A 24,831-nucleotide genomic window follows, 5' to 3' on the forward strand; every position below is an offset into this window, starting at 1 on the left:
ATTTGTAGCGGAACCTTGAACGGTGGAACCCGATGGCCCGCGGGCCGTCCGGATCGCCGCACTCCACGCTTTCATTCCCGCAGGGCAGGGCGTCACAACGAGTCCATCCAGTCGGCGATTTTCCAACCGATGGTCTGCGTATAGGCCGGTTTCGACGGATCCGCCCAGAGGCTGGTCAGCGCCTGGTCCGCCTCGACCAACCCGTCGGAAATCACGGCGGTGGGCGATAGATCGCTGCCCAGGTACTCGCGAGAGGCCCAGCCGATCCCCTCGTCCACCGCGCGTGTCACGCCGTAGCTGATGGAGAAGACGGCGCCCACGGGGCCGGCATAGCCGATCAGATCGGCAGTCAGGTCCGCCCCGGTCAGGATGCGGTCCTCGGTGGTGTTGGCAGTGGCGAAGCTGTAGGCGCTCATCCCGGTGCCGAGCGGCCCGAGCGCCTCCAGCGCGACGCGTCCACCGGCCTTGACCGCGCCAAGGGCGCGTGCGCCGCGCCCGGGATTGGGCACATCCGGCACCGATGGCGCGTCGATGCTGAAAGTCGCATCGAAGGCCGCGTCGAGATCGTCGCCATAGCGGGCCAATTCGTCCGGGTCGGCCCCGGCCAGGAACTCCGCGGTGGCGCCTCGATCGTTGCCGTGGAAGTTGGCCATCTGGTGGTAGATCGCCGTGTCGATGGATGCCGCTGGCACGGGTGAGTTGGTGGCGATTCGGGCTCGCTGCGCGTTCTCGCGGGCGTCGACGAAGGTTCCGGCGACATCGTGGCCCCTTCCGGCTGCGGTATCGACCTGCATCCGGCTGGTGACGGCATTGTCCGCCGTCGCGCCGCCATGTGTCTTGTCCAGCGCCGCATCGCGGTCGTTCCAATAGGCGATATCGTTGTGATAACTGCGCCCTTGACCGCTGCGGGTATAGCGCGTGGTGCCATCGGGATTGCGTGCGACCTCCTCGAGCTGGGCCCCGGCGGCGCCGTGCTCGCGTTCGGTAAGCCTTTCACCGGGCAGGGGGTTGTCCTGATCGAGATAATCCGCGCCTCGTCCGGTTTCGGCAGAGGTCATGCGGCTGTAGGGGCCGACATGACCGTATTGCCCGTTGGTGGGACCGAAGGGGTCGATCTGGCCGGGTGTTACCCCTTCGGGCAGGGGGGTCGCCTCGATCGGCTGGTTCAAGGTGGCCCGATGCGAGGGGCTCTGCGACTGCACGCCTTGATGCACATCGTCCAGCCGGTCCTGGCTGAGCCCGTCGAGCCCGTAGTCGCGTGGCACCTGCCCGTTCTGGAACTCGGGGCGGGCAAGCAGGGACGCGCGTGCCTCGCCGCTGTCGCCCCAGAGAAGCGCTTCGGGTGGCAAATCGGGCGAAACGAAGTTCGGGGATGCGCCGGGGACCATGCTCGCGGCGCGGGCGGCGGCGGACACGGAAACGCCGGGAACCTCGGGGCCGTTGCCCTCGGCAGAGGGGGTGCCGCCGGCGTCGGTCCGCGCCGGTGTTGTCGCGGCATTGGCCGGAACGTTGATTCCGATGTCGGATGTCGTCGCGCTTGCGGCGGCGGGTGTGGCGGGCGTCACTGCCGCGTCACTGTCGCCGACGGGCACAGCGTCGGGGATATTTTCAGGCCGGAAGGGCGAGTTTTCACCCATTTCCTCGAATGACCGCGTGAGGTCCGAAAGGGAATCGAGTGCTTGCCTGAGCTCGGCTGCTTCGGGGCTGATGGTGCGGATGGCGGTCATGGTTCCCGCCTCGACCCCGGCCAGGGTCGCCGCCGGATCGGAAACTTCGTGGAGCCCCGCGCGCGATTGGTCCATGATGTAGACCTGCGCGCCCAGGGCTGACGCCTGCAGCCAGCCGGACCGTGCCTCGGCCTGCACGTCCCGGGGAAGGCTTTCGAAACTGACGACATGGCTCATCAGCTCTTGCCACTGGCGGGATCGTCGCTCGGCGTCGGTTTCCAGCCCCAGGTCGTCGCGATAGGTGACGGGATTGCCGTGCGCATAGGCGTAGAGGTTCGGCCCGTCGCCCGCGCCCAACGGGTCGGGGCTGATCCAGCGGCAAAGCCAGGGGGCCAGATAGCGGAAGGGGAAGGCGACAAAGCCGGTCGCATCATCCCGTTCGCGCGCGGCAAAGCGGTGCTGGCGCGGCAGCAGGTCGCGTATGTTGTCGCCTGCCACGAACATGGTTTCGCCAAAGGGCGCATGTTCTTCGTAGGATACGACCCGCCCAGCCCCGTCCAGCACCAGCTGGAGATGTCCGCCCTGGATACCGACCGAATAACGGATGGCGGTGGTGCCATCGGCGTCGACTTCCCGGTTCTGGCTGTCCTGCACCCAGTGATGCACGACGCCGAGAACCCGTGTGCCGTGCAACGCATCGGAGCTGTGCCGCGCAAAGAGCAGCGTGCCGTCGCGCCGCCGCCGGGTGATCCGGCAACCGCCAAGATAGCGTGTTTCGATGACGACGCGAGCGCCCCCTTCGTAGCGTTCCTCGACCTTTCGCGCCCGCTGTCCGGTGGAATCGTATACGTAGTACTCCGCGTCATCGATCCCGCCGGGCCGCGCGATGACGACCGCCGCGGCCAGCTTGTCGAAAGCGGACCAGCGCATCGCGGCGAGGTGATCCAGCGTGGCCAGCCGTCCTGCGGCATCGAACATGCGACCCGGATCCTGCCGCGCCAGCCCTCCCGGCCCGTCGCGCGTGATACTGCGGTTGCTGACCGGATCGACCCACATGCTGCGGGTGAAATTTCCTGCCGCCGAAAGCTGCCGCATCTCCTGGAGGTTGTTTGCGGTGTCCCACCGATAGGTCCGCCGGTAGGGACGCAGCATCTGTCCGTCGTTCAGCGAGATGCGGCGCGCCCCGCCGACCAGCCCCGGCGACCGGCCCTGCGTCCCGGTCGCGGCAAAAGCCATATGGGTCCAGCCGGTCGCTTCGGTCAGCCGGTAATGGGCGTCGTAGGAAAAGCGGTCTGCCTCTTGCCCCGCGGGCACGGGCGGCAGATTGGACAGGATATGCCCCCGCGTCCGGTTGCGCCGGCAGGTCAGGTTGCCCACCGGGTCATAGGCGTAGTCCAGTTCCGCGATCTTCACGACCCCGCGCCGGGTGACTTGCCGTGACAGCCGCCCGGTGTCGGCTTCATGGGTCAGCGTCGTGATGGTGCCATTGCCATAGCTTTCGGAAATCCGGTCGGCGCGCGCATCTTCGATGGCGCCTTGAAAGACCGTCTCATCCACCGCCCCGTCGGCGGCGCGGATCCGCACGGTGGCGATGGTGCCGCCGGTTTCATAGGTGGTGCGCTGTTCGCTGCCATCTGCCCGGTGCTCGCGGGTCTTGCGCCCAAGCGCATCATAGCTGGCGCGGGTGCGGAAGATTTCGGTCTCGAGCGCGGGGGCGGCACTCCAGTCGATCTCGGTCCGGTAGGCTTCGGCGTAGCGCCGCGTGGTTTCCAGCGCCCGCCCGGCGTGATCGTAGCGAAGGACTTGCCTCAGCCCCGCCTGATCGCGGGTTTCGACCAATCGTCCGATGGTGTTTCTGTCTTGGGCGGCAGCATCGGCGCCCTCGTAGCGATGCTCTTCCAGCGTTCGCAGCCCGTCGCCGTCCGTTTCGCCCTGCACTGCCGTGATCCGCCCCAGCACGTCGCGGGTGTTGACGAGATGCACGCCGCTGGCCTCCCATAGGTGGGCGATCTGTTGCAGCGTGTCGGTCAGCGTGCGGGTGGTGCCCGCATCGGCGGTGGTCTCGACAAGCGGGACGCCCTGCATGTCGCGGATGTAGCGGGCACTGGCCACTTCTGCGCCCGGTGCACGCCCACCATTGGCGGCGAACTGGCGCGGATCGGTAAGGGCGGCGGTGCGCCCCATGGCATCATAGGCAAGGTGCGTGCGCGCAGGCGGTCCACCCGCGACCAGCAGGGTCTCGGTCAGGAACTGCCGCCCCTTGGCATCCAGATGGGCGGTGATCGGCGTGTCGCGATGCGCCTCGGCCCCCTGGATCGCGGCCAGGGTCGCGGGCTCGGCGATCTCGCCTGCCGGGATCCGTTCCGTCACTGCGCGGGACCGGGCGGCGCTGTCGTTTTCGTCGTATGTGACCAGCGCCCAGGGGGTGCGCCGTGCTTCGGTCCTGAATCCTGCGGGGGTTTCCGATCCGTCTAGCCGGCCCATGGGGTCGTAATGCATTATCGTGGCCCGCCCGACCGCATCGAAAAGTCCGATCGGTTCGAACCCCGGCCCGACCGCATGCAGCGGCGCATGGCTGCGCAGGGTCAGCCCCTTGGCGTTGGGCACCTGCCGACCGGCCACAAGCCAGCGATCGGCGGCATCGGGCACGTCTTCCACCGCGCCGCCGGCCATTGGCCGGAAGACCGCGCCCCGGGCGACCCGCCGTTTCATCTGGGCCGGGTGCCCGCTACCCGCCAGGTGATGCACGAGTATTTCCAGCGGAGCGTTCGGGGCGTCGCGGTGATGCTCTGTCCGGGTGAAGCGGGCCATGGCGGCCGGCGGGGCGGTCGCCGGATCGCCGCCGCCGTTCACATGGGTGAACCAGGCCAGATCGTCATACAGGGCCGCCGCCCCGGCCGTCTGGACGAAGGCCGCCGGATCGGCGATTGCCGCAGTCAGATCGGTGCCGGACCGGGGATCATGCCCAGCCAGATCGCCGTCGCCCGCCAGCACCGCGTTGCCATCGGCCTGCAGCGTCCGGCCCCGGCTGCTGCGCGCCCGCACCCGCCCGAAGGGATCGAAGCGGACTTCGCCGACAACACCGGAAGGGTCAATGCGCCGCATGGGTTGCAGCGCGATGTAATCCGTTTCGACCGTGGTGCGCAGGCCGCTCGCATCGGTGATGGCTGCAACGCTGCGCAATTCACTATCGTATTCGAGGGCTTCTCTGGCACCCAACGGGTCGGTCATGCTGTCGAGAAGGCCGAAATCTGCGGTTGGTCGATAGCCATGCCGCGCGCTGCGCCGCCACCAGTAGCCTGCATCGGCCAGATAACCCAAACCGGTCAGCATGGCGGCATCGACCTGGTCCGGAAGCGCACTGGCGCGCAATGTATCCGGGAAGGCGGCAAGCTGCGTATGGTCGAGCCTGCGCGGATCGGCCATCGCCCCCGCATCCTGCGTCGGCGCGCCTGCGTCATCCTGATAGAACAGCCGCTCCCAGTCGATCCGCCGGGCGGTGGGCCCGGGGGGCACCGCCGCCGGATCGGCATCGAAGTCGATCATGGCAAGCCGGGCCGTATCGGCCTGTGGCTTCAGCGTCGCAGCGGTCAGGTAGCCGTCGCCGTCGAGCGCGATGCCGGTAAGCGCGAAACGCTCACGGCTGAGGGTGGTGTCGAGCATCCGGTCGGAGGCCGCATGGAGCGTGGCGGCGGCGGCCCCTTCGGCATGCGCCGCGGTCGTGACCTGCAGGTCGATGTGGGTGACGGCCTGATCGGGGTGCACCGCGCGCGCACCGCGCCGCCCATAGGCGACGGTTGCCAGCTCGATCGTGCGCCCGAAGCTGTCGGCGGCGAGGTGTAGCGTGTGTTCGATCCGGGCATCGCCGGTGCCGCCTTCGTAGACATGGACGAGCGTTTCCGCAGGCAGGAGCATCGTGCCGCCGCGCCGACCGGCGGGGGCGCTGGTGGCCGGTTGCACCGGTAGAACGCGGTACCGGCTCTCGCTGACCTGGTAGGGGGCGCCGAAATCGCGGTTGGCATAGACTTCCTGTCGGATGCCTTGCCCTTGCAGGCTGCGCAGCGCCGCGCGCCTTGTGCGCAGATCCGAGCCGGCGCCGGGCCAGGCGCCGGTTTCCGTGCTGCTGGCGGTCAGGGGCCGCGCCTCGGGATCGCCGGAAAAGACCTGGCTGTCGCGCCGCGCCATCATCCGGGCATCTTCGCGTTCACCCGCATGAAACCATGTGCGTACCGTGGCGGCGGTGACATCGCCGCCGCCGGGTCCGGGGGCTTCGCTGTCGTGTCGTTCGACCATGCCGAAATGCGACAGACCCCCGCTTTCAGGGTCGGAAAGCCCGTCGTGATAGGTGAACCTCTCCACGGTCAGCGCGCCCGTGACATGATCGGTCCGTTCGATCCGCTGCACGACGATGGGATGTGCGGCCAACGGCATGGGCCAGCGGTCGCCCGAAGCCGATGCCGCGAGATAATGGCTGGCCGAGGAGGTATAGCCGATGCTGACTTCGCCACCGATGTTGTTGGCATAGCCGATCAGCCTCCCCGGCGGCCCGTCGGTCATCATCGGCAGATAGGAAACCGGTGCGCTGCTGTCGCCGGGCAGGCCCGAAAAGCTGACGAGGCAAAGCGTGCCGTCCGCCAGCAAATCGACCAGTTCCGCCCCTTGCGCGGCGTGCGGCATGGTCAGCCCCGGCAGATCGGCCGCTCGCCGGAACCCGTTGCCGGAGAGGTTTTCCCAGACCTCGGTTCGATCCGGCCCGAGATAGAGCAGGTCCGGCACGCCGGTTCCTGTGATATCGGCAAAGCGGACGCGGAACGGGTCGTATTCGTCGGAGTGATCGAACAACGGGGCACCGGCGACCGGCACGGCGGGGCCGAAATCCCCGTGACCGAGGTTGGGCCAATAGGTCACCTGACCGTTATGCATGAGGACGACGTCGGCCAGTCCCGATCCGGTCATGTCCGCCACGAAGATCCCGCGCCCCGGCGCGGGTGCCAGCGACGGTGGCCCGTCGGCAGCGCCCGCGCGGCGCTGAGGCAGGTGATCGCCCGCCCGCCCGTCGCTTTCGATCCAGACGATGTCGTCGCCCCCGCCCAGCAGGAGATCGGTCTGCCCGTTTCCGCTGCAATCCATCAGCCCCGGCCCGGTGGTGCCGGGGCGGGCCACCCGATCGAAGCTTCGCATCGCATCCCAGTTTTCGCGGCCGGCGTCATAGCGGTGAAATCCGGCGGTTGCCGGGGACGCGACGACAATGTCGCGCGCGCCGTCGGTCTCGACATCGCCCAGCACCCCGCGCCCGACGATGGTGGTGCTGGGCAGGCTGTACAGCTGTTCTTCCGGGCCAAAGCGCCCGCCGCCCAGATTGCGCCGCAGCGCCCAGGCGGTGCCGCGCCGGAACAGCGCGTGGCGGATGCCTTCGCCGAAGGGATCGGTCCACTGCGGAGCGGCAGCGGCGCGGAAGGGCGTGCCGTCTTCGGCCTGCAATTGTCTCGGCGAGGAAGCGGGCCTTACCGCGCTGTAGCGGAAGGTGAGGGGTGGCGCCATAGCGGTCCAGCCCTCATCGCCGCGCCTGCCGGTGCGGGTAACGGATTGCAGCCGCGAGCCCGCGGCGGCGGCCTCATCGGGCTGGAAGGCAAGGCGGACGATATCCGTGAGCTGATCCGCGGGGGCGACTGCGGGATATCGGTTGAACAGCAAGAGCGCCCGACACCGGCGATAGCGCCGGATCTCGAACCCCGGATAGGTCGAGAACGGGTCCGGGCGCAGGAGCCAGGGGGCGGTTTCATCGCCTGCGGTCGCGGGCGCGTCGGTATCGTGTTCGCCGTAATCGAAGACGACTTCCAACCGGAATTGAAGATCGGCCGCGGGGGTGTCCGGGTCGAAAGGAACCCGATTGGCGTAGCGCACGCGCTTGAGGTAGGTCGCGGCAGGGTCCGGCCCGCGCATGCGTTTCGCCTCGGCGGCGCTGGTGCGGGGGACATTCGCGAAGTCCTCGGGCTTGTAGATGAATTGCGCGGCATTTCCCTGCGCATCGCGGTGGTGTTCAAGATGCCAGCAGAGGATCCTTGCGGGCCGCATCGGGTCTGCCAGCCGGGCGGCCGGGGTTTCGCCATAGATCGCCACGCCGCCATCGGACTTGGCCACGCGCCACCGGGCGATGCCGGTGGCGCGATCGGTCCAGCGTTCGATCACATGTTCGGCGGCCCCGGTAACCGGGCGGAAGCTGTCGATGCGGATCTGGCCCTGCTGTCGCCGCACCGGTTGCCAGCGGTCGCCAGCCCGCTCCAGCAGCGGGCTGAGTTCGCCCACGCCCGTCAGCGAAAAGCGGTCGGTGTCGTCATAGCGCGGCGCGCCCCGGTCGCCCAGCCGGGTGATCGTCGGCGGGTCGAGCGACCAGCCCAGCCCCGCGATCGAATTGCCGCCCCCGGTATGCACCAGACTGAGCGGCGGCGCGTTGCCGGTCCGGTCGATGGCGAAGGGCAGCGGTACGGTGAGTGTGGCACTGCCCTGGCCGGGCGCCACATCAAGGCTTTCGCCAAAGCCCACCGGGCCGGGTGCAAAATCCGGGAGGGGAGGGCCCGCACTCATTGCCGCGCCCCGATACCGTAGTCGATGATCACATAGATGTCCCGGACCGCATCGGTATCGAGCGCTGATCCATCGGCGCCACCCAGATCGCCCGCATCGCTGACGGTGATGGGCCATGTGCCGCGCGGATCGTTCCCTGCCATGGGTGCAACCGCAGCCGCGGCCATTTTGCCCAGGTCGGCCGCAGCGCCGAAGGCCGTTGTCGCATCGCCGTCAACCGTGAATGCCAGGGTGCCGACGCCCCCGCCGGTCTGGACCGCCAGCCGGAAGTTGCTGATCGTCAGCGCGCGCCCTGCCACGAAGATGGGGAAATGCCGGGGGCCGACGGTCAGGTCCACAGCAGTGTCGGGCGGCCCCGCGACAAGGGCCTGGAAGACATCGCGGTGTTCCTGCCTGAGGCTGATCAGCCTTTGCAGCCCGTTGTCCTGAAAGGTCTGTGCCAGGGTTCCGGCCAGGGCCGCGTTCTGCGTTTCGGTGTGTTCCCGCAGGATGCCGTCGAATTCGGCGGTATAGCTGATGCGCAGCAGCACATCGCTGATCGCGCTGTAGTCGAAGGGCGGGAAGCCGTCGGCACGGGGCAGGGTCAGCCGCCACTGGCTGATGACGCCTGCGCCTTCGAAAGGCAGGTACTTCGCGGCGCCGAAGTTCAACTCGAACACGCCTGCGTCGCTCTGCGCCGTGCTGGTCGAGATCGTCTGCCCCCGCGCCGCCGGCACTGCCTGAAGGGCCGCGCCCGGGTCGGGATCGCGCCGCAGGAAGCTGTCTTCGAGCGTCAGCATCGCGCTGATGTTGGCATGCGGTCCGGCCACCGTCGGGACTGTCACGCGCACGGCCTTGATCAGGCGCAGGAACATGCCCGGATAGTAGATATCGCAGAAGGACTCGGGCAGCGAGAATCGCGTCGTGCCTGTGGTCTTCAGTTCGACCAAGGCCGCAGGATCGATCTGGAACAGCGAGAACGTCTGGTCGATCTCCTGATGGCTGGGCGTAGTTTCGAGGAACCGCTTTTCGAGGTTCTGAAGGTCCACCGTCAAGCGGGCGCCTGCGTGCAGACCGGACCGCCCGCTGTCCCAGTAGTTGCCGGACAGCAGTTCGGACGTCTGGTCGCCGCGTTCGAAGCGGTAGGCCGCCTCGGCCATCCGCGCCAGCGACATCGCACAGTTGAAGGCGTCGCGGTGCACCGTTTGCAGGGTGGCCGCCGCCCAGTCATGAAACGCGAGGTTGCTGAACTTGTTTTCCGCCTGACTTTGCAGCTCCTCGGCATGGGTGATCGACAATTCATGCAGCGTGACTGCGCGCTCGGCGATCCTCGTGCGCAGTTCGGAAGCGGCGAGTTCCTTCTCCAGCTCCTTGAGCTGGTCGCGTTGCTGGCCAGCGTGATGGTTCCAGCCTTGCGTCCGGCGCGTGAAGGTCGCCTCGAGCGCGGCGGAGGAGGCGACGGCACCTGCCAGATCGGCAAGCGCACGGGTGCCGACCATGAAGCTTTGCGCGGAATCGCCTGCCTGCTTGCCGCCGTATTTCATCGCGAAGGGGCTGCCCGCTTCGGGAATCAGGTGAACGGCACCGGCCAGGAAACCCAGCACCGCCTCGACCCCGCGCAGGGCGGATGCGGTGTGATGGGCGATCCGTTGGGTCGCCTCCTCGGTGTTCAGGCCGTCGTCGATCAGGCCCTCGGTCCGGCTCAGGGCGTTGTTCAGCGTGACCTGCCGTGCCAGCATGGCTTCGTGGTTGCGCAGCGCGATGTCGCGTTCCCAGGTGCGGGTCTGGGTGGTGCGTCCGAGCACATCGCGGCCCTGGGTAAGCCGCAGCAGGTTGAGGGCCTCGCCGTCCTTCTTCTCCAGCGCTGCCTGCAGGGCGCTGCCGAAGGATTGTACCGTGCCTGCGAATTGCTTGGCCTTGTCGATCAGGGCCCCGAACCGCAGGGGCGGGGCGCTGCCGTTGAGCGCGGCAAGGATGTCATCGGTGGACAGACCGGCGGCGCGGGCCCGGATCAGCGCGCGCGGATCGATTTCCGGTGCAAACAGGGTCAACTGCCGGCGGTTGCCGTCGATGTCGAGGCAGTTGTGGATCTTGTAGAGCCGGTCGTCGACAAGGTTCCAGTAGCCCAGCAGTTCCTCGTTGCCGGGCACGCAGAACACCGGAGAGATCGTCCGCAGCACCGAAAACACGAAGCGCGGCCCGCGGCGGCGACCGCGCTTCTTGCGGGCCACCCCGCGCCAGTCGCCGGAATCGGCATCCGGGGCGGCGTCACGCACCCTTTCGCGCAACTCGGCAAAAGCGGCAACCGAGGTGCCCGGTACGAAGCGGGCGCGGGTATCGCGCAGGTCTGCGACCAGCATTTCATCGGGTTCCGCCGGGGCGGCGGCGGCGGCGGCGATGGAAGGATTGATCATCGGTTCATCGACCTGCGCCCGGACTGCCGTATCGGCAGCAAAGCTGGTACGGGCCTTGAGCTTCTGGTTCGGCGTGCCGTCCAGATGCACGGTGGCCCGGCGCCCGTCGAGATGGCTTTCGCCCACCACGACCAGCCCCTTGGCCTTCATCTCCTGCGACATCGCGGCTTTCCAAGTGGCGGACGAGGCGACCTCGACATCCAGAGTCAGGCCGAGGTCGGCCTGGGCCACGAACGCCGGCCTGCCCGCCTGCTTGTCGACCAGCAGCCAGTTTTCCAGCTCCGCGAGGAAGGTGCTGCCGCTTTCGAGCGCCGGCTTGATGGCGTCATAGCTGCGGCTGCCGCCGATCTGGCCGCAATCGCCGATCTTGCGCGGCCGTGGCCCGAGAATTTCGCGGGCGGTCTGATAGTGGATGATCGCTTCGGCGATGGTTTCCTGCTGGAACTGCCGGAACAGCCGGTCGCCCCAGTCGATTTCATTGCGCACGTAGGACATGACGGTGGCCTTCTGATAGGCCGAAATGCGCAGCCGGGCGATGGCATGGGGATTGAACGGGTCGTCGCGATAGGCGGCGATGGCATCCTGCTGGGTCAGGATGGTGCGCAGGCGGGGCACCGAAAGGCCGCGGAACTCGACATAGCGCCAGTTGCGGTCCCGTTGCCGCGCGGCGTTCTGCTCGTCCGAAAGGGCGGGGATGTCCGCGATGGTTTCGGTCGTCGTCGGGTCGAAGATGTATTCGTACCAGCGCTTCGCCTCCGCATGACTGCCTTGTTCCTGCAGCGTGCGCGCCAGCAGGAAGGGCACGTGAAAAAGGATTTCGCGATAGTAGGTGCCGAAAGCGCCGTTGAAATCGATCCCGTCGTCGACGATGGCATCGATCACGGATGAGCTGGTCACCCCGATCGGGGTGCTTCTTTCCCGCAGGCTCTCCTGCTGGGCCATCTCAAGCAGTCCGTCGATGCCGCCGGTGAACAGCCGCCGCGCGATGGTGCGCGCGAGGGTCGTGCCGATCCGCTTGAGCACCCAGGTCTGGCCGGGCAGGGCCGTGCCCTGAAACAGCAGCAGATCGCCGTCGCGGTCGATCACCGCGTCGATCAGCGAGCCGTTGATGGGCTGCACGTCCGCCCCGCGCAGGTTGGCGAGCTTGCCCTGGAACAGCCCGTCGGAGGACAGGTTGCGGAAGTCCTCGGGGGCGTGGCGCTGGACCCTTTGGCGCGCGTCGCCGTCAGCGGCCAGCGCGACGAAGGCATAGTCGTCGAAGGGGGCCGAAGCGAGCTGTCCGAACCAAAGCTGGTCGTCGCGTTCGCTGAGGATGGGCGAGGGCGGGGAGGAGTTCTTGGTCCATCTGATCCGGCCCTGCCGCTTGGTATGGGGGGCGGCGCGGGTGTCCTTGTCGAACAGATCCACCATGGCGCGCATCTGACAGCCGACTCCCGAGAGGCGAATGCCTGACGGGGTGGATTCGGGATGGACGCGGCTCCATTCCGGGGTGACCAGCGAATAACCCTCGCGCGCGGTGGTATGCGGTTCGGTGTCGTAGCGCGGGGTCAGCATGGCCTTGATCGCGCCATCCAGATCGGCCGGGTCGGACGAAAAGATGCCGAAGCCGAACATGTCCCTGATTGCGTCGAAGAAAGCTTCCGCCTCTTCGGGATCGACCAGCGGGTCGTCGATCAAGCCATCGGTCTCGCCGAATGGCGGTGTGCCGTAAAGCGAGATGGCCTGCGGGACCGTCCATTCCCCATCCAGCCGCAGGGTGGAAAACTTGATCGCGAACCGGTGCTTGTAGCCGATGAACCTGGATCCGGCTTCGCGCACCTCGTTCTGGGCGGTGGTCACGATCTCGACCCAGAACACATGCAACCGGCCGTCATGCACCACGGGCGAGACTTCGCGCACCGGAATCTTGATGTTGATCGGCTTCCAGGGGTTCCACCTGGTGTTCCTGGTCCGGCTGCGGTGTCCGAACTTGATGTTTTCGGCAGTCCGATAATAGAAGGTCGGCGGGTCGCCCGGAGTGACGCCGATCAGGTGCAGCACATCGGTCTCATTGGCGTCGTCGATGGCGTGGAACGATCCTGCGATACGCAGGTTCGCCAAAACCTCGAACCCTTCCAGATAGCGCGCATAGGCGTCGAGGATCGCCTGTTCATCGAGTTCGTTCTGCAGCACCTCGGCCTCGAAGGTCTCGAAGAGGGGTGTCTTGTTGTCCCGGAATCCGGGGTCGAGGTAGTTTTCCGTCCAGAGAAACACCTTGCGGTTCGCCTTCCAGACCTGAAAGTTCCTGCGCCAGTCCCATTCTTCCGCAGGAATGAGTCCCGGATCGACCCGGATACTGCCGTCGGCGCTTTGCTCGCGGTTCATCTGGATGCGGTTCACGTAGGCCTGCAACGATGTGGTGCCCGCCACGACCCGCGACGTTGGAAAACAGCCGTCGACCTCGGTGGGCAGTAGGAAATAGTCGTAAAGCTGGCTGAAGTTCTCGAATTCGGGGTGAATGGAGTGGATCAGATAGGCCGCCAGCCCGTCGCGTCTTGCGTTCAGGATCTTCGCCTCGAGATCCTTGTTGACCTCGGCCCAGGCGTGATCGTCGGGGTGCTGCACGCGCAAGGCGGCGATCACCGCGTTTGCCGCAGCGTCGAGCCGGTCGTAGTCGTTCGCCGCGGCATTGCCGAGGAAGTCGGCCGTCACCCCCAAGGTGCCGGTCAGCCCGGCGGCCAGCTCCATGAGGCCGAGTGCGTCCAGCGCATTGACCGGCAGCGCCACCGCATCGCTCAGCGCCATCGCGGCTCCGGCGCTGAGCCCGAGGAAGCTGCCGAGCGCCGGGCCGGTGGTCGGATCGAACCCGGCGCCGTCGTAGCCTTCGAGCACGGGGACGAGTGCCATGGCCGCGGCGGGGGCCATGGCGGCGAAGCCGGCCAGACGCAGGGCGGCCATCGCGTCGATCGCGCCTGCATCGGGGGCGCCGAACAGGGGCATGTGGCTCGTGGCATAGGCCAGCACTTCGGGCGCGGTCCGGGCGGGAGGCATGGCAGCGGTGATCCGCAGGAGCGCCGTCATGGCCGGCAAGAGCGGATCGATCCCGCCGTCGCCGCGCAGCGCATCCGCGGTGGCGGCGGCGGTGGCGTCAATTCCGCAGGCGGTGATCAGCGTTTGCGCGGCCTCGCGGATTGTGGCGAACTGCCCCGCCACGGCCTCGGCCAACAGGTCCGGGATGGCATGCGGGTTCAGTGCTTCCTTCAGAGCCCCGTCATCGGCGACGACCCCGGCGGGCAGGGCCAGGGCCGGGGCAAGGTCCGCACCGGCGATCAGACGATAGAAGCCGTCCGCACCCGCAGGTTCGAAAATGCCGGCGTTGGCATCGATGATGTCCTGCGATTGCAGCGCGGTCAGCCCGTCTGTGCCGGCAAAGACGGCTCCGGCAAAACGGCTGCCCTGACCCGTGACGATCCTGTCGCGCAGGGTCTTGGCCAAAGCGGTTGCTTCGACCTCCAGATCGGCCAGACCCGCCGCGCGATGGGCACCCTCGATCGACAGCGGTGCCGTTCCGATCCGGTCCGCGAAGTTCAGAAAGGCGATCACCTCATCGAAATCGGTCAGGGCGGGCCCGGCGATGCCGGGGGCCAGTTCGATGAGATGCCCCAATTCCGCGACCGTGATGCCGAGCCAGTCGAGCAGCGTCGCATGACGGAACAGGAGGCCCAGGTTGTCGGCCGAGAGCGCGAACCTGCGCGCGGTATCCGTGTCGCCTTGCAGGTCAGCCCCCAATGGCACCGCGAGCAGGGCGATCAGATCGGCGAGCACATCGGCCTTCAGCCCGAGCCCGCCGCGAAGCCGCCCGAGGGTGGCATCGGTGGCGGCATCCGGAACCAGCGCGTGCACCGGGTGCACGAAGCTCTCGCCGGCACTGGGCCAGGCGACCCCACGTTCAAGGTGATGATCGGCGTTGAAGCGCCGTTTCAGCAGGCCGGCCCCCCGATCGCCCGGTTCGTTCGACACCCGCCCCAGAAGCGACGCGGCTTCGGCGACATCCGCGCCATGGCGTGCCATGAGGTCCAGCAGGGCGGCGACATCGCCCAGGGCTTCGGTCAGGTCGCCGCCGCGCCCGGCCTGCCGGACCGCGACGTCAATCACATCGAGCGCCGGATAGCTGAGCCCGGTCGCCCGCGACAGACGAAAGATGCGGTGCATCCGGTCCAGCACGCCCAGGTTGAAACCGGCTGCGCGTTCGATGTCGAACTGCACGCTTCGATCATCGCGTTTCCCGCCGCGCAGGCGCGGGTTCTCGGCGCCACGATCGGTCACGAAACCGCACCGCACGAGGGCCTCGAGATCGCCGGCTTCGAGCCCGGTGGCCGTGGACAGCACCGCACTGTCGAATGTCGAAACGGTCTGGCCGGTCCCGGCGAAGTCGAACCCGTAGATCCGGCGCAGGCTGGCGCGTTGAATGTTGGGCGTGGCGATCAGGTCGCGTGCGACACGAGGCAGACCAAGGCGGATGGCCTGCGCCTGTTCGAGGGCGATATCGACAAAGGGCAGCACCACGTCCTGCGTCAATCGGAAATGCGCCAGATAGGCTGTCAGCGTCCGATGCGGCAGCACCATGGGCTGATCGAAGCTTTCGACGGTGGTGGCCAGATGGTCGCGATAGACGAACTCCACCAAGGCCTTCCGGTTGCCGCCCCCGAAGCCTTGACGCTTGGCCAGGTAGGTTTCCATGACCTCGTTGACGATCACCAGCAGGGGAATTTCGGTATTGGTATTGGCGCAGCTGAGTTGCAGCGACCAGAGATCCGGCCGGCGGTTGCGCAGCGCCAGCACCGCATCGGCATTGGCCCCGGTAAAGACCACGTCGAGCACGTGGTCTTCGACGAATGTCATCAGGTCGGCGTAGTAGGCCGCCGCACCCAGCACCGAGCCGCATTCGGGGCAGTCGCAAAAGGTCTGCGCGCCGAAAAGCTCTTCCCAGCCGTCAAGCTGACGGAAGAAATCACCGATGTCTGGCCCGATGTTGCCGGAATCGAGCCATCCCAGACCGCCTGCCACTGCATCGCGGATGCCGACGGCGGCGACACCGACATCGGCGGCGATGGACAACGCCTTGGCGTGATACACCTGGGCCGTTTCGCGATCGAAGGGCACGGCGGCGACGAAGGCGTCTTCGGTCAGCGCGGCGATGGCATTGGCCCCGGCGAACCCGTTGACGATCAGTTCGGCGGCATCCAATGCATCTTCATCGGCGACCATGTAGGCGCGCTGATACGCACGGGCATTGGCCAGCACGAGCGGCCGCATCTCGTCATCGATCCGGTCGAGCTTGAGTTGTTCGGTCAGCCTGTCATTGGCGGCGGTAAGGTCGAAGGACAGGAAATCGACATTGGCGTTGGCTTCGCGAAAGGTCCTGTCGGCCTCCAGCCGCCTGGCTACGATCTCGGCCCGTTCGTCGTCGGCGGTGTCGATGTCATCGAGTACCTGCGCGAGCTTCAGCCCCGGGTGGGCCGCGATCATCTTGAATACGGCGGCATGACCGTCCTCGGCGGCGGCTCTCGTGTCATCGTCGATATCGTCGCGGCCCGAGAGATCGAAGCTGCCGGGACGGGCGGCGGTGCTGATGCCTGCGACGGCAAGCGGTTTGAGCCGCGCGATCAGATCCGGGTCGGGGGCATCGCCCGAGCCGACCTTGCGCAGCAGGGTGACGGTCGGAAAGAGCGCGGCCAGCTTGCGCTTGATGAGCCGTGCGTGATCGGCGCGGTCCAGCCCCGGCGGCGGGGGGGTATCGGCCTTCTCCAACGCGCGCTCCCAATCGCCGGCGTCCAGCCCGGCCAGCGGGCGGAGCGTATCGGCCGCACCCGCGTCGTCGGGCAGCCGCACCTGTTCCTGGACCACTTCGATGAGGGCGAAATCCTCCTCCAGCAGACGATAGAGCGACAGCCGCTTGCCAAGGCGGGCGGCCGCCTCCTGATCCAGGATCTGCCGTTCGGTCAGGGCTTTGACATCGTCATCCTTGAGCGAGAAAAGCTGCACCCCGCTTTCGACAAGACGTTCGGCGACGGTGGCGTCGATATCGGCCTCCTTGGCCAGCCGGAACGAGCGGGCCGTGGCCAGTTCGCGGGCAAAGAGCGGGTTGGCGGCGATGGCCGTGCCCCGGTGGAGCAGGGCGCGGGGCTGGGCGGGCAGTTCGAGGCGGGACAGGCGGTTCAGCGCGCGGTCGCGGTCGCGGTCGGGCAGGTCGGCCATACGCAGTCGCGCTTCGATATCCCGGCGGGGAACAGCACGGACGGGATCTTCGAAATCCAGGTCGCGCACGGCCTCCCGGATGATATCGGGCTGGTCTTCGAAATGACGGTCGACAGTCCGCCTGAGCCGCTTCTTCAGCTGGTCCTGCAGCCGCGCATAAAGATCGGGGTGTTCGGTTTCTATATCCTTCGGAGTTTTGCCGGACAGCGCATCAAGGGCAATGAAATCTTGAAAGTCCACCGGTCACCTCGTGCAGATCTGAGGGTTGAAAGGGCGGTACGCAAACAGCCGGACTCATCAGTCGGCTTACCTAAGGTAACATAGATTTTGCGTATCGGAAAATGCGTGTCTCCGAGTGACGGCAACAGGCCTGCGGACCCACAGGTGCTGGCTGGCCATCGAATGGCGCATCTTCCCGATGCGCGAGCGGCGCGCCGGGTTGTCGAGCATCAAATCCGTTTCCGCCTGTTCGGCGACGTGCTGAATTCGGGAAGCTCCGGATGATCCCGTACAGGGAGGCCCGTTCTCGCCGCAGATCTCTGCGAATGCGGTGCCCGACGGCACTGGCTTCGGTGGCGCTCAGGCGGTCCGGTCGTCCATGGCGGGGTGGTCCAGGATCGCCCGCGCCTCGGCCACGCTCGGCATCGCGGACAACGAGCCGAACCGGGATACGGCAAGGCCGGCGGCAGCGGCGCCGCGGGTCAGATCCTCGACCGCGAGCGGGCCGCCCCGCCGCCGCGCCGAGGCGATGGCGACGGATTGAAACGTATCGCCGGCCCCGGTCGTATCCACCACCTTGGCAGGTCGGGCCGGCACATGCACGATCTCGTCACCCCGCCCCAGAAGCGCGCCGCCCCCGCCCGATGTGAGGGCGACGATGCCCCTGCCGGCCCGAAGCATCGCCGCCACCGCCGCCTCGCCCCGCAACCCCGTCAGAAGCTCTGCCTCCGCCTCGTTGAGGAAGGCCAGGTCCACGCGGGTGAGCGCCTCCGACATCCAGATCCGGGTCGGCGACGGGTTGAAGACGACGGTCATGTCGCGGGCGCGTCCGGCATCGATGAGCGCCATCGTGACGTCCTGCGTCAGGTTCCCCTGCAGGACCAGCAGATCGCCCGCCCCCGCGTCGTCAAGTGCGGGCAGGGCATCCCTGGGACGCATCGCACGGGCGCAGTCGGTGGTGGTGACGATGACATTGGCCCCGGTCGCATCGGACAGGATGATGGACCGATCGGTTGCCGTGGCCGGTACCAGGTGCAGGTCCGAGGTCAGAGGTTCGACCGCCAGAAGGCTCCGGACGGTCTCGCTCGCGACATCGTCGCCGACCGCGCAGCGCAGCCGGACCGACAGGCCGCAGCGGGCCAGCATCACGGCCTGATTGGCCCCCTTGCCCCCCAGACCCGCATGGCGGTGCGATCCGAAGATGGACTCGCCTCCCTGCGGAAGGGCTTCGACAGCAAAGGTTTCATCCAGTGCGACATTTCCGATCACGATTGCCCGCATCTTCCGTTCGTCACCTGTTCCCGGTCCGCCCGGATTGTCATGTGAAAAGTTCACCGTTGACACGACCTGACTTTCGCCCTGTTAATCGGTTTACTAAACCGCTTTACCGGCCGATGGAAGCGCCACGGAATGAAGGTCAGGCACAACCTCAGGGATGTCGCGCGCCAAGCGGAGGTCTCGGTGACGACAGTATCGCGCTACCTGAACGGGACGCTGGATCTGCCCGCGGGTACGCGCGGACGCATCGACGCGGCGGTGACGCGCCTCGGCTATGCGCCAAACCTTCAAGCGCGACGCCTGAGCCTCGGGCGCTCCGACAGCATCGCGCTGGTCCTTCCCGACATCGCCAATCCGTTCTTCTCCCGCCTGGCCGCCGCCATCGCCGCGCGGGCCGAGGAGGCGGGCAAGATGGTGACGCTGCACGCGACAATGAATCGCCCCGAGCGCGAGGCCGCGGCCATTGACCTGGCGGTGCGGAACATGGCGGACGGCCTGATCCTGGTGACGACCGATCCGCCGCCCGAGGCCGTCCTCCACCGGCTCGCCCGGGTCGTCATCCTGGACGAAGACGTCGCCGCCGACGCACCCCGCGTCCTCTGCGACAACCGGCAGGGAGGTGAGCTGGCGGGTCGACATCTTTGGGCAGCGGGGCACCGGCGGATCGGCTACATCGGCGGCCGGGAAGATCTGGCGAGCACTGCCGCGCGGCTGGAGGGGCTGCGCGAAGGGATGGGCGGGATCGCCCCGGTCTCGATCCATGCCGATGTTCATGCCAAGGCGTCGGGCCGGCATCTGGCGCTGCGGTTCCTGGCACGGCGGGCAGGCGAGACGGCGCTGTTCGTGGGCTCGGACGAACTGTGCGTGGGCGTGCTGGAGGTGTTCCGGGAGCGGGGGATCCGCGTGCCCGAGGACCTGTCGCTCATCAGTTTCGACGATGTGCGGTCGCTGCATCTTTTCGCGCCCGCGATCACCGCGATCACCCAGCCGGTCGAGGATCTCGGCCGGTGCGCGGTGGACCTGCTGCTGCAGGGCGACTGGGACGATCCCGCCTTTCGGGCGACGACAAGACGACTGCCTGTGCATCTGACCGAACGCGCGTCGGTCCGGTGCATCGGCCAACAAGAAACCGACACTGACCCCAACAAGGAGAAACGATCATGATCACGACTTTCAGGACTGCCCTTCTGGCGGCGACCGCAATTGCCGGACTTGGCGCCGCGGCGGCCTCGGCCGAGACATACGCGATGGTGCAGATCAACCAGCAGGCGCTGTTCTTCAATCAGATGAACGAAGGCGCCCAGGCCAAGGCGGACGAGCTTGGGCATGAGCTTGTGATCTTCAACGCCAACGACGATCCGGCGCGCCAGAACAGCGCCATCGAAACCTACATCCAGCAGGGCGTGGACGGCATCGCCGTGGTCGCCATCGACACGAACGGCATCATGCCCGCGGTCGAACAGGCCGCCGCGGCCGGGATACCCGTGGTTGCCATCGACGCGGTCCTGCCCGAAGGACCCCAGGCCGCGCAGATCGGTGTCGACAATGCCGAGGCCGGTGCGATGATGGGCGACTATTTCGTGGAGTACATGAACGCCGAAATGGGCGGCGAGGCCAAGATCGGCATCGTGGGCGCGCTGAACTCGACCATCCAGAACATCCGCCAGAAGGGGTTCACCGACGTGGTCGAAGGCATGGAGGGCGTGGAAATCGCCGCGGTCGTCGACGGGCAGAACGTGCAGGATCTGGCCCTGTCGGCGGCCGAGAACCTGATCACCGCCAACCCCGACCTCGACGCCATCTACGCCACGGGCGAGCCGGCCCTTCTGGGCGCTGTGGCCGCCGTCGAGAGCCAGGGCCGCCAGGGCGACATCAAGGTGTTCGGTTGGGACCTGACGCAGCAGGCCATCGACGGCATCGACGCGGGATACGTCCAGGCCGTGATCCAGCAGGACCCGCGCGAGATGGGCAGCACCGCGATCGCGATCCTGAATGACCTCGCCTCGGGCGGCTCGACGGACGCGAATGTGTCGGTGCCCGTGACCATCGTCACGAGCGGGAACGTGGACGACTTCCGGGGCATGTTCGAGTGACGGCCACGGCCACCCGGACACCCGCGTCGGAGGGCCCCGTGCCCTCCGGCGAAACCGAGCCGCCGCGCATCGCGCTGCGCGGCATCCGCAAGAGCTTCGGCTCGATCGAGGCGCTGCGCGGCGTCGATCTGGACGTCATGCCGGGCGAATGCGTTGGTCTCATCGGCGACAACGCTGCCGGCAAATCGACCCTGACCAAGATCATATCGGGCACCTATGTTGCCGATGCGGGCACCATCGCCGTCGATGGCGAGCAGGTGCGCTTCACCGCGCCCGCCGATGCCCGCGCCCATCACATCGAGATGGTGTTTCAGGACCTGAGCCTGTGCGACCATATCGACGTCATGGGAAACCTGTTCCTCGGCCGCGAGATGACGCGCTGGTCCTTTCTCGACAACCGCCGGATGAAGGCGCGCGCGCGCGAGATGCTGAGCGATCTGGATATCCGCATCCCGAACCTGCACGCCAAGGTCGCGCAGCTTTCGGGCGGTCAGCGACAGGCCATCGCCATCGCGCGCGCCGCGTCGTTCCAGCCGCGCCTTCTCATCATGGACGAGCCGACGTCGGCGTTGGCCGTGGCCGAGGTGGAGGCGGTGCTGCGCCTCATCAACCGGGTCAAGGCGCGAGGCGTCTCGGTCATCCTCATCACGCATCGCCTGCAGGATCTGTTCGAGGTCTGCGACAAGATCGCCGTGATGTACGAAGGCACCAAGGTCGCCGAACGCGAGACGCGCAGGACGCAGCTCGACGAGCTGGTCAAGCTGATCGTCGGCAAGGGGGAAGCGATATGAGCGTGACCTACACCGAGCGCAAAACCGGTTCGGCACTGGCCGACTTTCTGACGGAAAAGGCGCAGGTCCTGTCGATCGCGGCGTTCTTCCTCATCTGTGTCCTGTTTTTCACGCTGGCGACGGATGTGTTCCTGACTGCCGGCAACCTGCTCAACATCCTGCGGCAGGCCGCGCCCATCCTCATCGTCGCCGTGGCCATGACCTTCGTCATCATCACCGCCGGCATCGACCTGAGCGTCGGTTCGCAGGTGGCACTCGTCAATGCATCGGCCGCGCTGATCCTCGCCATGGGCGTGCCCTGGCCGCTCGTGGTGCTGGCGATGCTGCTGCTGGGCGCGGCCATCGGCCTCGGGCAGGGCTGGTTCATCGCCTATCAAGGCATCCCCGCCTTCATCGTGACGCTGGCCGGCCTGTCGATCCTGCGGGGCGCCGCACTCTACATGACGCAAGGCTACTCCATCCCGATCCGCGACGTGGCGGGGTTCTTCTGGCTCGGGCGGGGCACGATCCTGGATATTCCGGTGCCGGCGCTGATCGCGCTGGCCATCGCGGCGCTCGGCGCACTCGTCCTCAGCCGGCAGCTTTACGGCCGGCAGGTCGTGGCGGTCGGCTCCAACCCGGAGGCCGCGCGGCGGGTGGGGATGCCCGCGAAATGGACTATCGCATCGGTCTACATGCTGACGGGGCTCGCCTCGGCGGTGGCGGGGCTTCTGATCGCGGCGCGGCTCGGCTCGGGCTCCTCCAACGCGGCCGTGGGGTTCGAACTTCAGGTGATCGCCGCCGTGGTGCTGGGGGGCACGTCGCTGTTTGGCGGGCGCGGCTCGCTTCTGGGAACGGTGCTGGGCACGCTGACCATCGCCGTCATCGGCAACGGGCTGATCCTCATGCACATCTCGCCCTTCTTCACGCAGATCGTGACCGGCACGATCATTCTCGTGGCGATCTGGCTCAACACGCGGATCTTCACCGCCAACTTTTCGTTCAAGCGGAAGACCTGACATGACGCAGTCGATTTCATCGACGGGTGGCGACGCCATCCGCACCATCTTCGGCCGCCCAAAGGCGCTGATCGGCATGATCCACTGCCCGCCCTTTCCCGGAGCGCCCCGCTATCGCGGCCAGAGCATGGAGGCGATCCACGACGCCTGCCTGCGCGATGCCGAGGCGCTGGTGTCGAACGGCATCCACGGGTTGATGGTCGAGAACCACGGCGACATTCCCTTCTCCAAGCCGGAGGACATGGGCCCGGAGACCTCCGCGTTCCTGGCCGTCGTGGCCGACCGTCTGAAGCGCCGCTTCGACGTGCCCATGGGCGTGAACGTGTTGGCCAACGCGCCCATACCGGCCTTCGCGGTGGCGCGCGCGGCCGATGCGGCCTTCATCCGGGTGAACCAATGGGCGAACGCCTACGTCGCCAACGAGGGCTTCATGGAAGGCCGCGCGGCGGAGGCGATGCGCTATCGCAGCCTTTTGCGCGCCGAGGGCATCCGCGTCTTCGCCGATGCGCACGTCAAGCACGGCAGCCATGCCATCACCGCCGACCGATCCGTGGCCGAACTGGTGCGCGATCTGGAATTCTTCGACGCCGACGCCGTGATCGCAACCGGTCAGCGCACCGGCGACAGCGCCACCGCCGAGGAAATCGAGGCCGTCGCCGCGGCCACGTCGCTGCCGGTCCTGGTTGGCTCCGGCGTGACGGCGGAGAATGTCGTGGAGATCCTCGGGCCGGCGGATGCGGTGATCGTGGCGTCGTCGCTCAAGGAGGGCGGGGTCTGGTGGAACCCGGTCGATCCCGCCCGCGTCCGCGCCTTTACCGAGGCGGCGAAGCCTGCAACGGAGGGGTGAGATGACGCTGTCCGACCGCATCCTGGACCGTTGCGCGCCCGAACTCGACGCGATGCTGTCGCACCGCTTCGTATGCGAGATCGCGGCGGACACCCTGCACCGCGATGTGTTCGACCGCTATCTCGTCTACGAGGGCGCCTTCGTGGACACTGCCATTGCCATCTTCGCCTTCGCGGTGGCTCGGGCGCCCGATGCGGGCGCACGCCGCCACTTGATCGGGGTGCTCGACGCGCTGGCGAACCGGCAGGTACGCTATTTCGAAGCGCGCCTTGCCGCACGCGGCCTGTCGTCCGACATGCCCCTGCCTCCGCAGGCCGCAGCGTTTCGGAACGGGATGCTGCGGCTGGCCGAAACGGGGTCTTTCCTCGACATCGTAACCGCCATGTTCGCCGCCGAATGGATGTACTGGACCTGGTGCACCCGCGCGGCGCAGTCGGCGATCACGGACCCAGACCTGCGCGCCTGGGTCGTGCTTCATGCCGAGGCGGAGTTCGCCGCGCAGGCCCGCTGGCTCAAGGATGCCGTCGACCGCTACGGAACCGAGGCCGACCTCGACCGGTTGGCGGCGATCTTCGCCCACGTCACCCATCTGGAAATCGCCTTCCACCACGCCCCCTACGAGGTGCCGCAATGACCCATGCCTTCGCCCCGGACGTGATGACCGTGACGGGCCCCGTGCCGCTCGACGCGCTCGGGTCCACGCTGATGCACGAACATATCCTCAACGATGTGACCTGCTGGTGGCGGGGTCGCGATGTCGATTTCGTCTCGCCCATACGCGACCGGGAGGTGACGCCCAACATGCTTTGGATGCTGCGTCAGGACCCGTTCGCTTCCCGTCACAACTGCGCGCTGGACGACGAGGATGCGGCGGTGGCGGAGTTGGGCCTTTTCGTGGCCGAGGGCGGACGCACCGTCGTCGATCCGACCTGCCGGGGCATCGGTCGCGATCCCGAAGCGCTGGCCAGGATCGCGCGGGCCACGGGGCTGAACATCGTGATGGGGGCGGGGTATTATCTGCAATCCTCGCACCCGGCGCATCTGGCGACCATGTCCGAGGACGACATCGCCGATGAGATCGTAGCGGAGGCCGAGACCGGTGTGGGCGACACCGGCATCCGTATCGGCCTGATCGGCGAGATCGGCGTGTCGGCCGACTTCACCGCCGCCGAGCGCCGGTCGCTGCGTGGGGCTGCGCTGGCGGCCGCGCGGACGGGCCTGCCGCTGATGGTTCATCTGCCGGGGTGGGAGCGACTGGGCCACGACGTGCTGGACGAAGTCGAAAGCCGTGGCCAGCCTGCCGACAGCACCATCCTGTGCCACATGAACCCGAGTTTCGACGACTCCGACTATCAGCGTGCGCTGGCCCGGAGGGGCGCCTTCCTGGAATACGACATGATGGGCATGGATTTCTGGTATGCTGACCAGCAGGTGCAATGCCCCTCGGACGAGCAGACCTGCGCCGCCATCGCGGGCCTGTTCTCGGAAGGGTTCGGTGACCGGATCCTGCTATCGCAGGATGTGTTCCTGAAGATGATGCTGACGCGGTACGGGGGCAACGGCTATGCCCACGTGTCGCGCCACGTGCTACCCCGGCTGTCGCGTCACGGTCTGTCCGGCGGCGATCTTGCGGTGCTGATGACTGACAACCCGCGCCGGGCGTTGGGCCGGCGGATCGTCGGCTGACGATACCGCGCGCCCGGCCGCCGTGGCCGGGCACGCT

Annotated in this window: 10 protein-coding genes; 7 read left to right on the forward strand and 3 right to left on the reverse strand. The window is 67.3% G+C overall.

The features are described from left to right. Positions 1-92: 92 nt before the first annotated feature. From JAN5088_RS18985 to JAN5088_RS16960, 3 genes are all read right to left on the reverse strand, one after another. Positions 93-8,252 carry a SpvB/TcaC N-terminal domain-containing protein gene (locus JAN5088_RS18985; protein WP_158448508.1) on the reverse strand — a complete coding sequence of 2,720 codons (8,160 nt, stop codon included), beginning with the start codon at positions 8,250-8,252 and terminating at the stop codon, positions 93-95. Then, the gene (locus JAN5088_RS16955; protein ID WP_055684029.1) at positions 8,249-17,122 is read right to left on the reverse strand and encodes a Tc toxin subunit A-related protein; all 8,874 of its coding nucleotides are present in this window, start codon (positions 17,120-17,122) and stop codon (positions 8,249-8,251) included. The genes JAN5088_RS18985 and JAN5088_RS16955 overlap by 4 nt, the downstream gene beginning before the upstream one ends. Positions 17,123-17,461: 339 nt before the next feature. Beyond that, positions 17,462-18,382 (reverse strand): PfkB family carbohydrate kinase, encoded by a 921-nt coding sequence (locus JAN5088_RS16960; RefSeq protein WP_055684030.1) that lies wholly within the window; start codon positions 18,380-18,382, stop codon positions 17,462-17,464. 129 nt (positions 18,383-18,511) lie between these two features. Between JAN5088_RS16960 and JAN5088_RS16965 the strand changes: the two genes are divergently transcribed. From JAN5088_RS16965 to JAN5088_RS16995, 7 genes are read left to right on the forward strand one after another with little or no spacing between them, the layout of a single operon-like run. Further along, positions 18,512-19,543 carry a LacI family DNA-binding transcriptional regulator gene (locus tag JAN5088_RS16965; protein WP_055684031.1) on the forward strand — a complete coding sequence of 344 codons (1,032 nt, stop codon included), beginning with the start codon at positions 18,512-18,514 and terminating at the stop codon, positions 19,541-19,543. Next, positions 19,540-20,472, forward strand: coding sequence for an ABC transporter substrate-binding protein (locus JAN5088_RS16970; protein WP_055684032.1), 933 nt, complete (start codon positions 19,540-19,542; stop codon positions 20,470-20,472). Before JAN5088_RS16965 ends, JAN5088_RS16970 begins: the two co-directional genes overlap by 4 nt. Positions 20,473-20,510: 38 nt before the next feature. Beyond that, complete coding sequence (locus JAN5088_RS16975; RefSeq protein WP_233489835.1) at positions 20,511-21,263, forward strand: ATP-binding cassette domain-containing protein; 753 nt, start codon at positions 20,511-20,513, stop codon at positions 21,261-21,263. Beyond that, complete coding sequence (locus JAN5088_RS16980; RefSeq protein WP_055684034.1) at positions 21,260-22,261, forward strand: ABC transporter permease; 1,002 nt, start codon at positions 21,260-21,262, stop codon at positions 22,259-22,261. The genes JAN5088_RS16975 and JAN5088_RS16980 overlap by 4 nt, the downstream gene beginning before the upstream one ends. Before the next feature lies 1 nt (position 22,262). Further along, entirely contained in the window at positions 22,263-23,108 is an 846-nt protein-coding gene (locus JAN5088_RS16985) for a BtpA/SgcQ family protein (RefSeq protein ID WP_055684035.1), read from the forward strand. Position 23,109: 1 nt separating this feature from the next. After that, entirely contained in the window at positions 23,110-23,742 is a 633-nt protein-coding gene (locus JAN5088_RS16990; protein WP_055684036.1) for a TenA family protein, read from the forward strand. Beyond that, complete coding sequence (locus JAN5088_RS16995; RefSeq protein WP_055684037.1) at positions 23,739-24,794, forward strand: phosphotriesterase family protein; 1,056 nt, start codon at positions 23,739-23,741, stop codon at positions 24,792-24,794. Before JAN5088_RS16990 ends, JAN5088_RS16995 begins: the two co-directional genes overlap by 4 nt. Positions 24,795-24,831: the final 37 nt, after the last annotated feature.

It is taken from the genome of Jannaschia rubra (genome assembly GCF_001403735.1).
GTDB lineage: Bacteria > Pseudomonadota > Alphaproteobacteria > Rhodobacterales > Rhodobacteraceae > Jannaschia > Jannaschia rubra.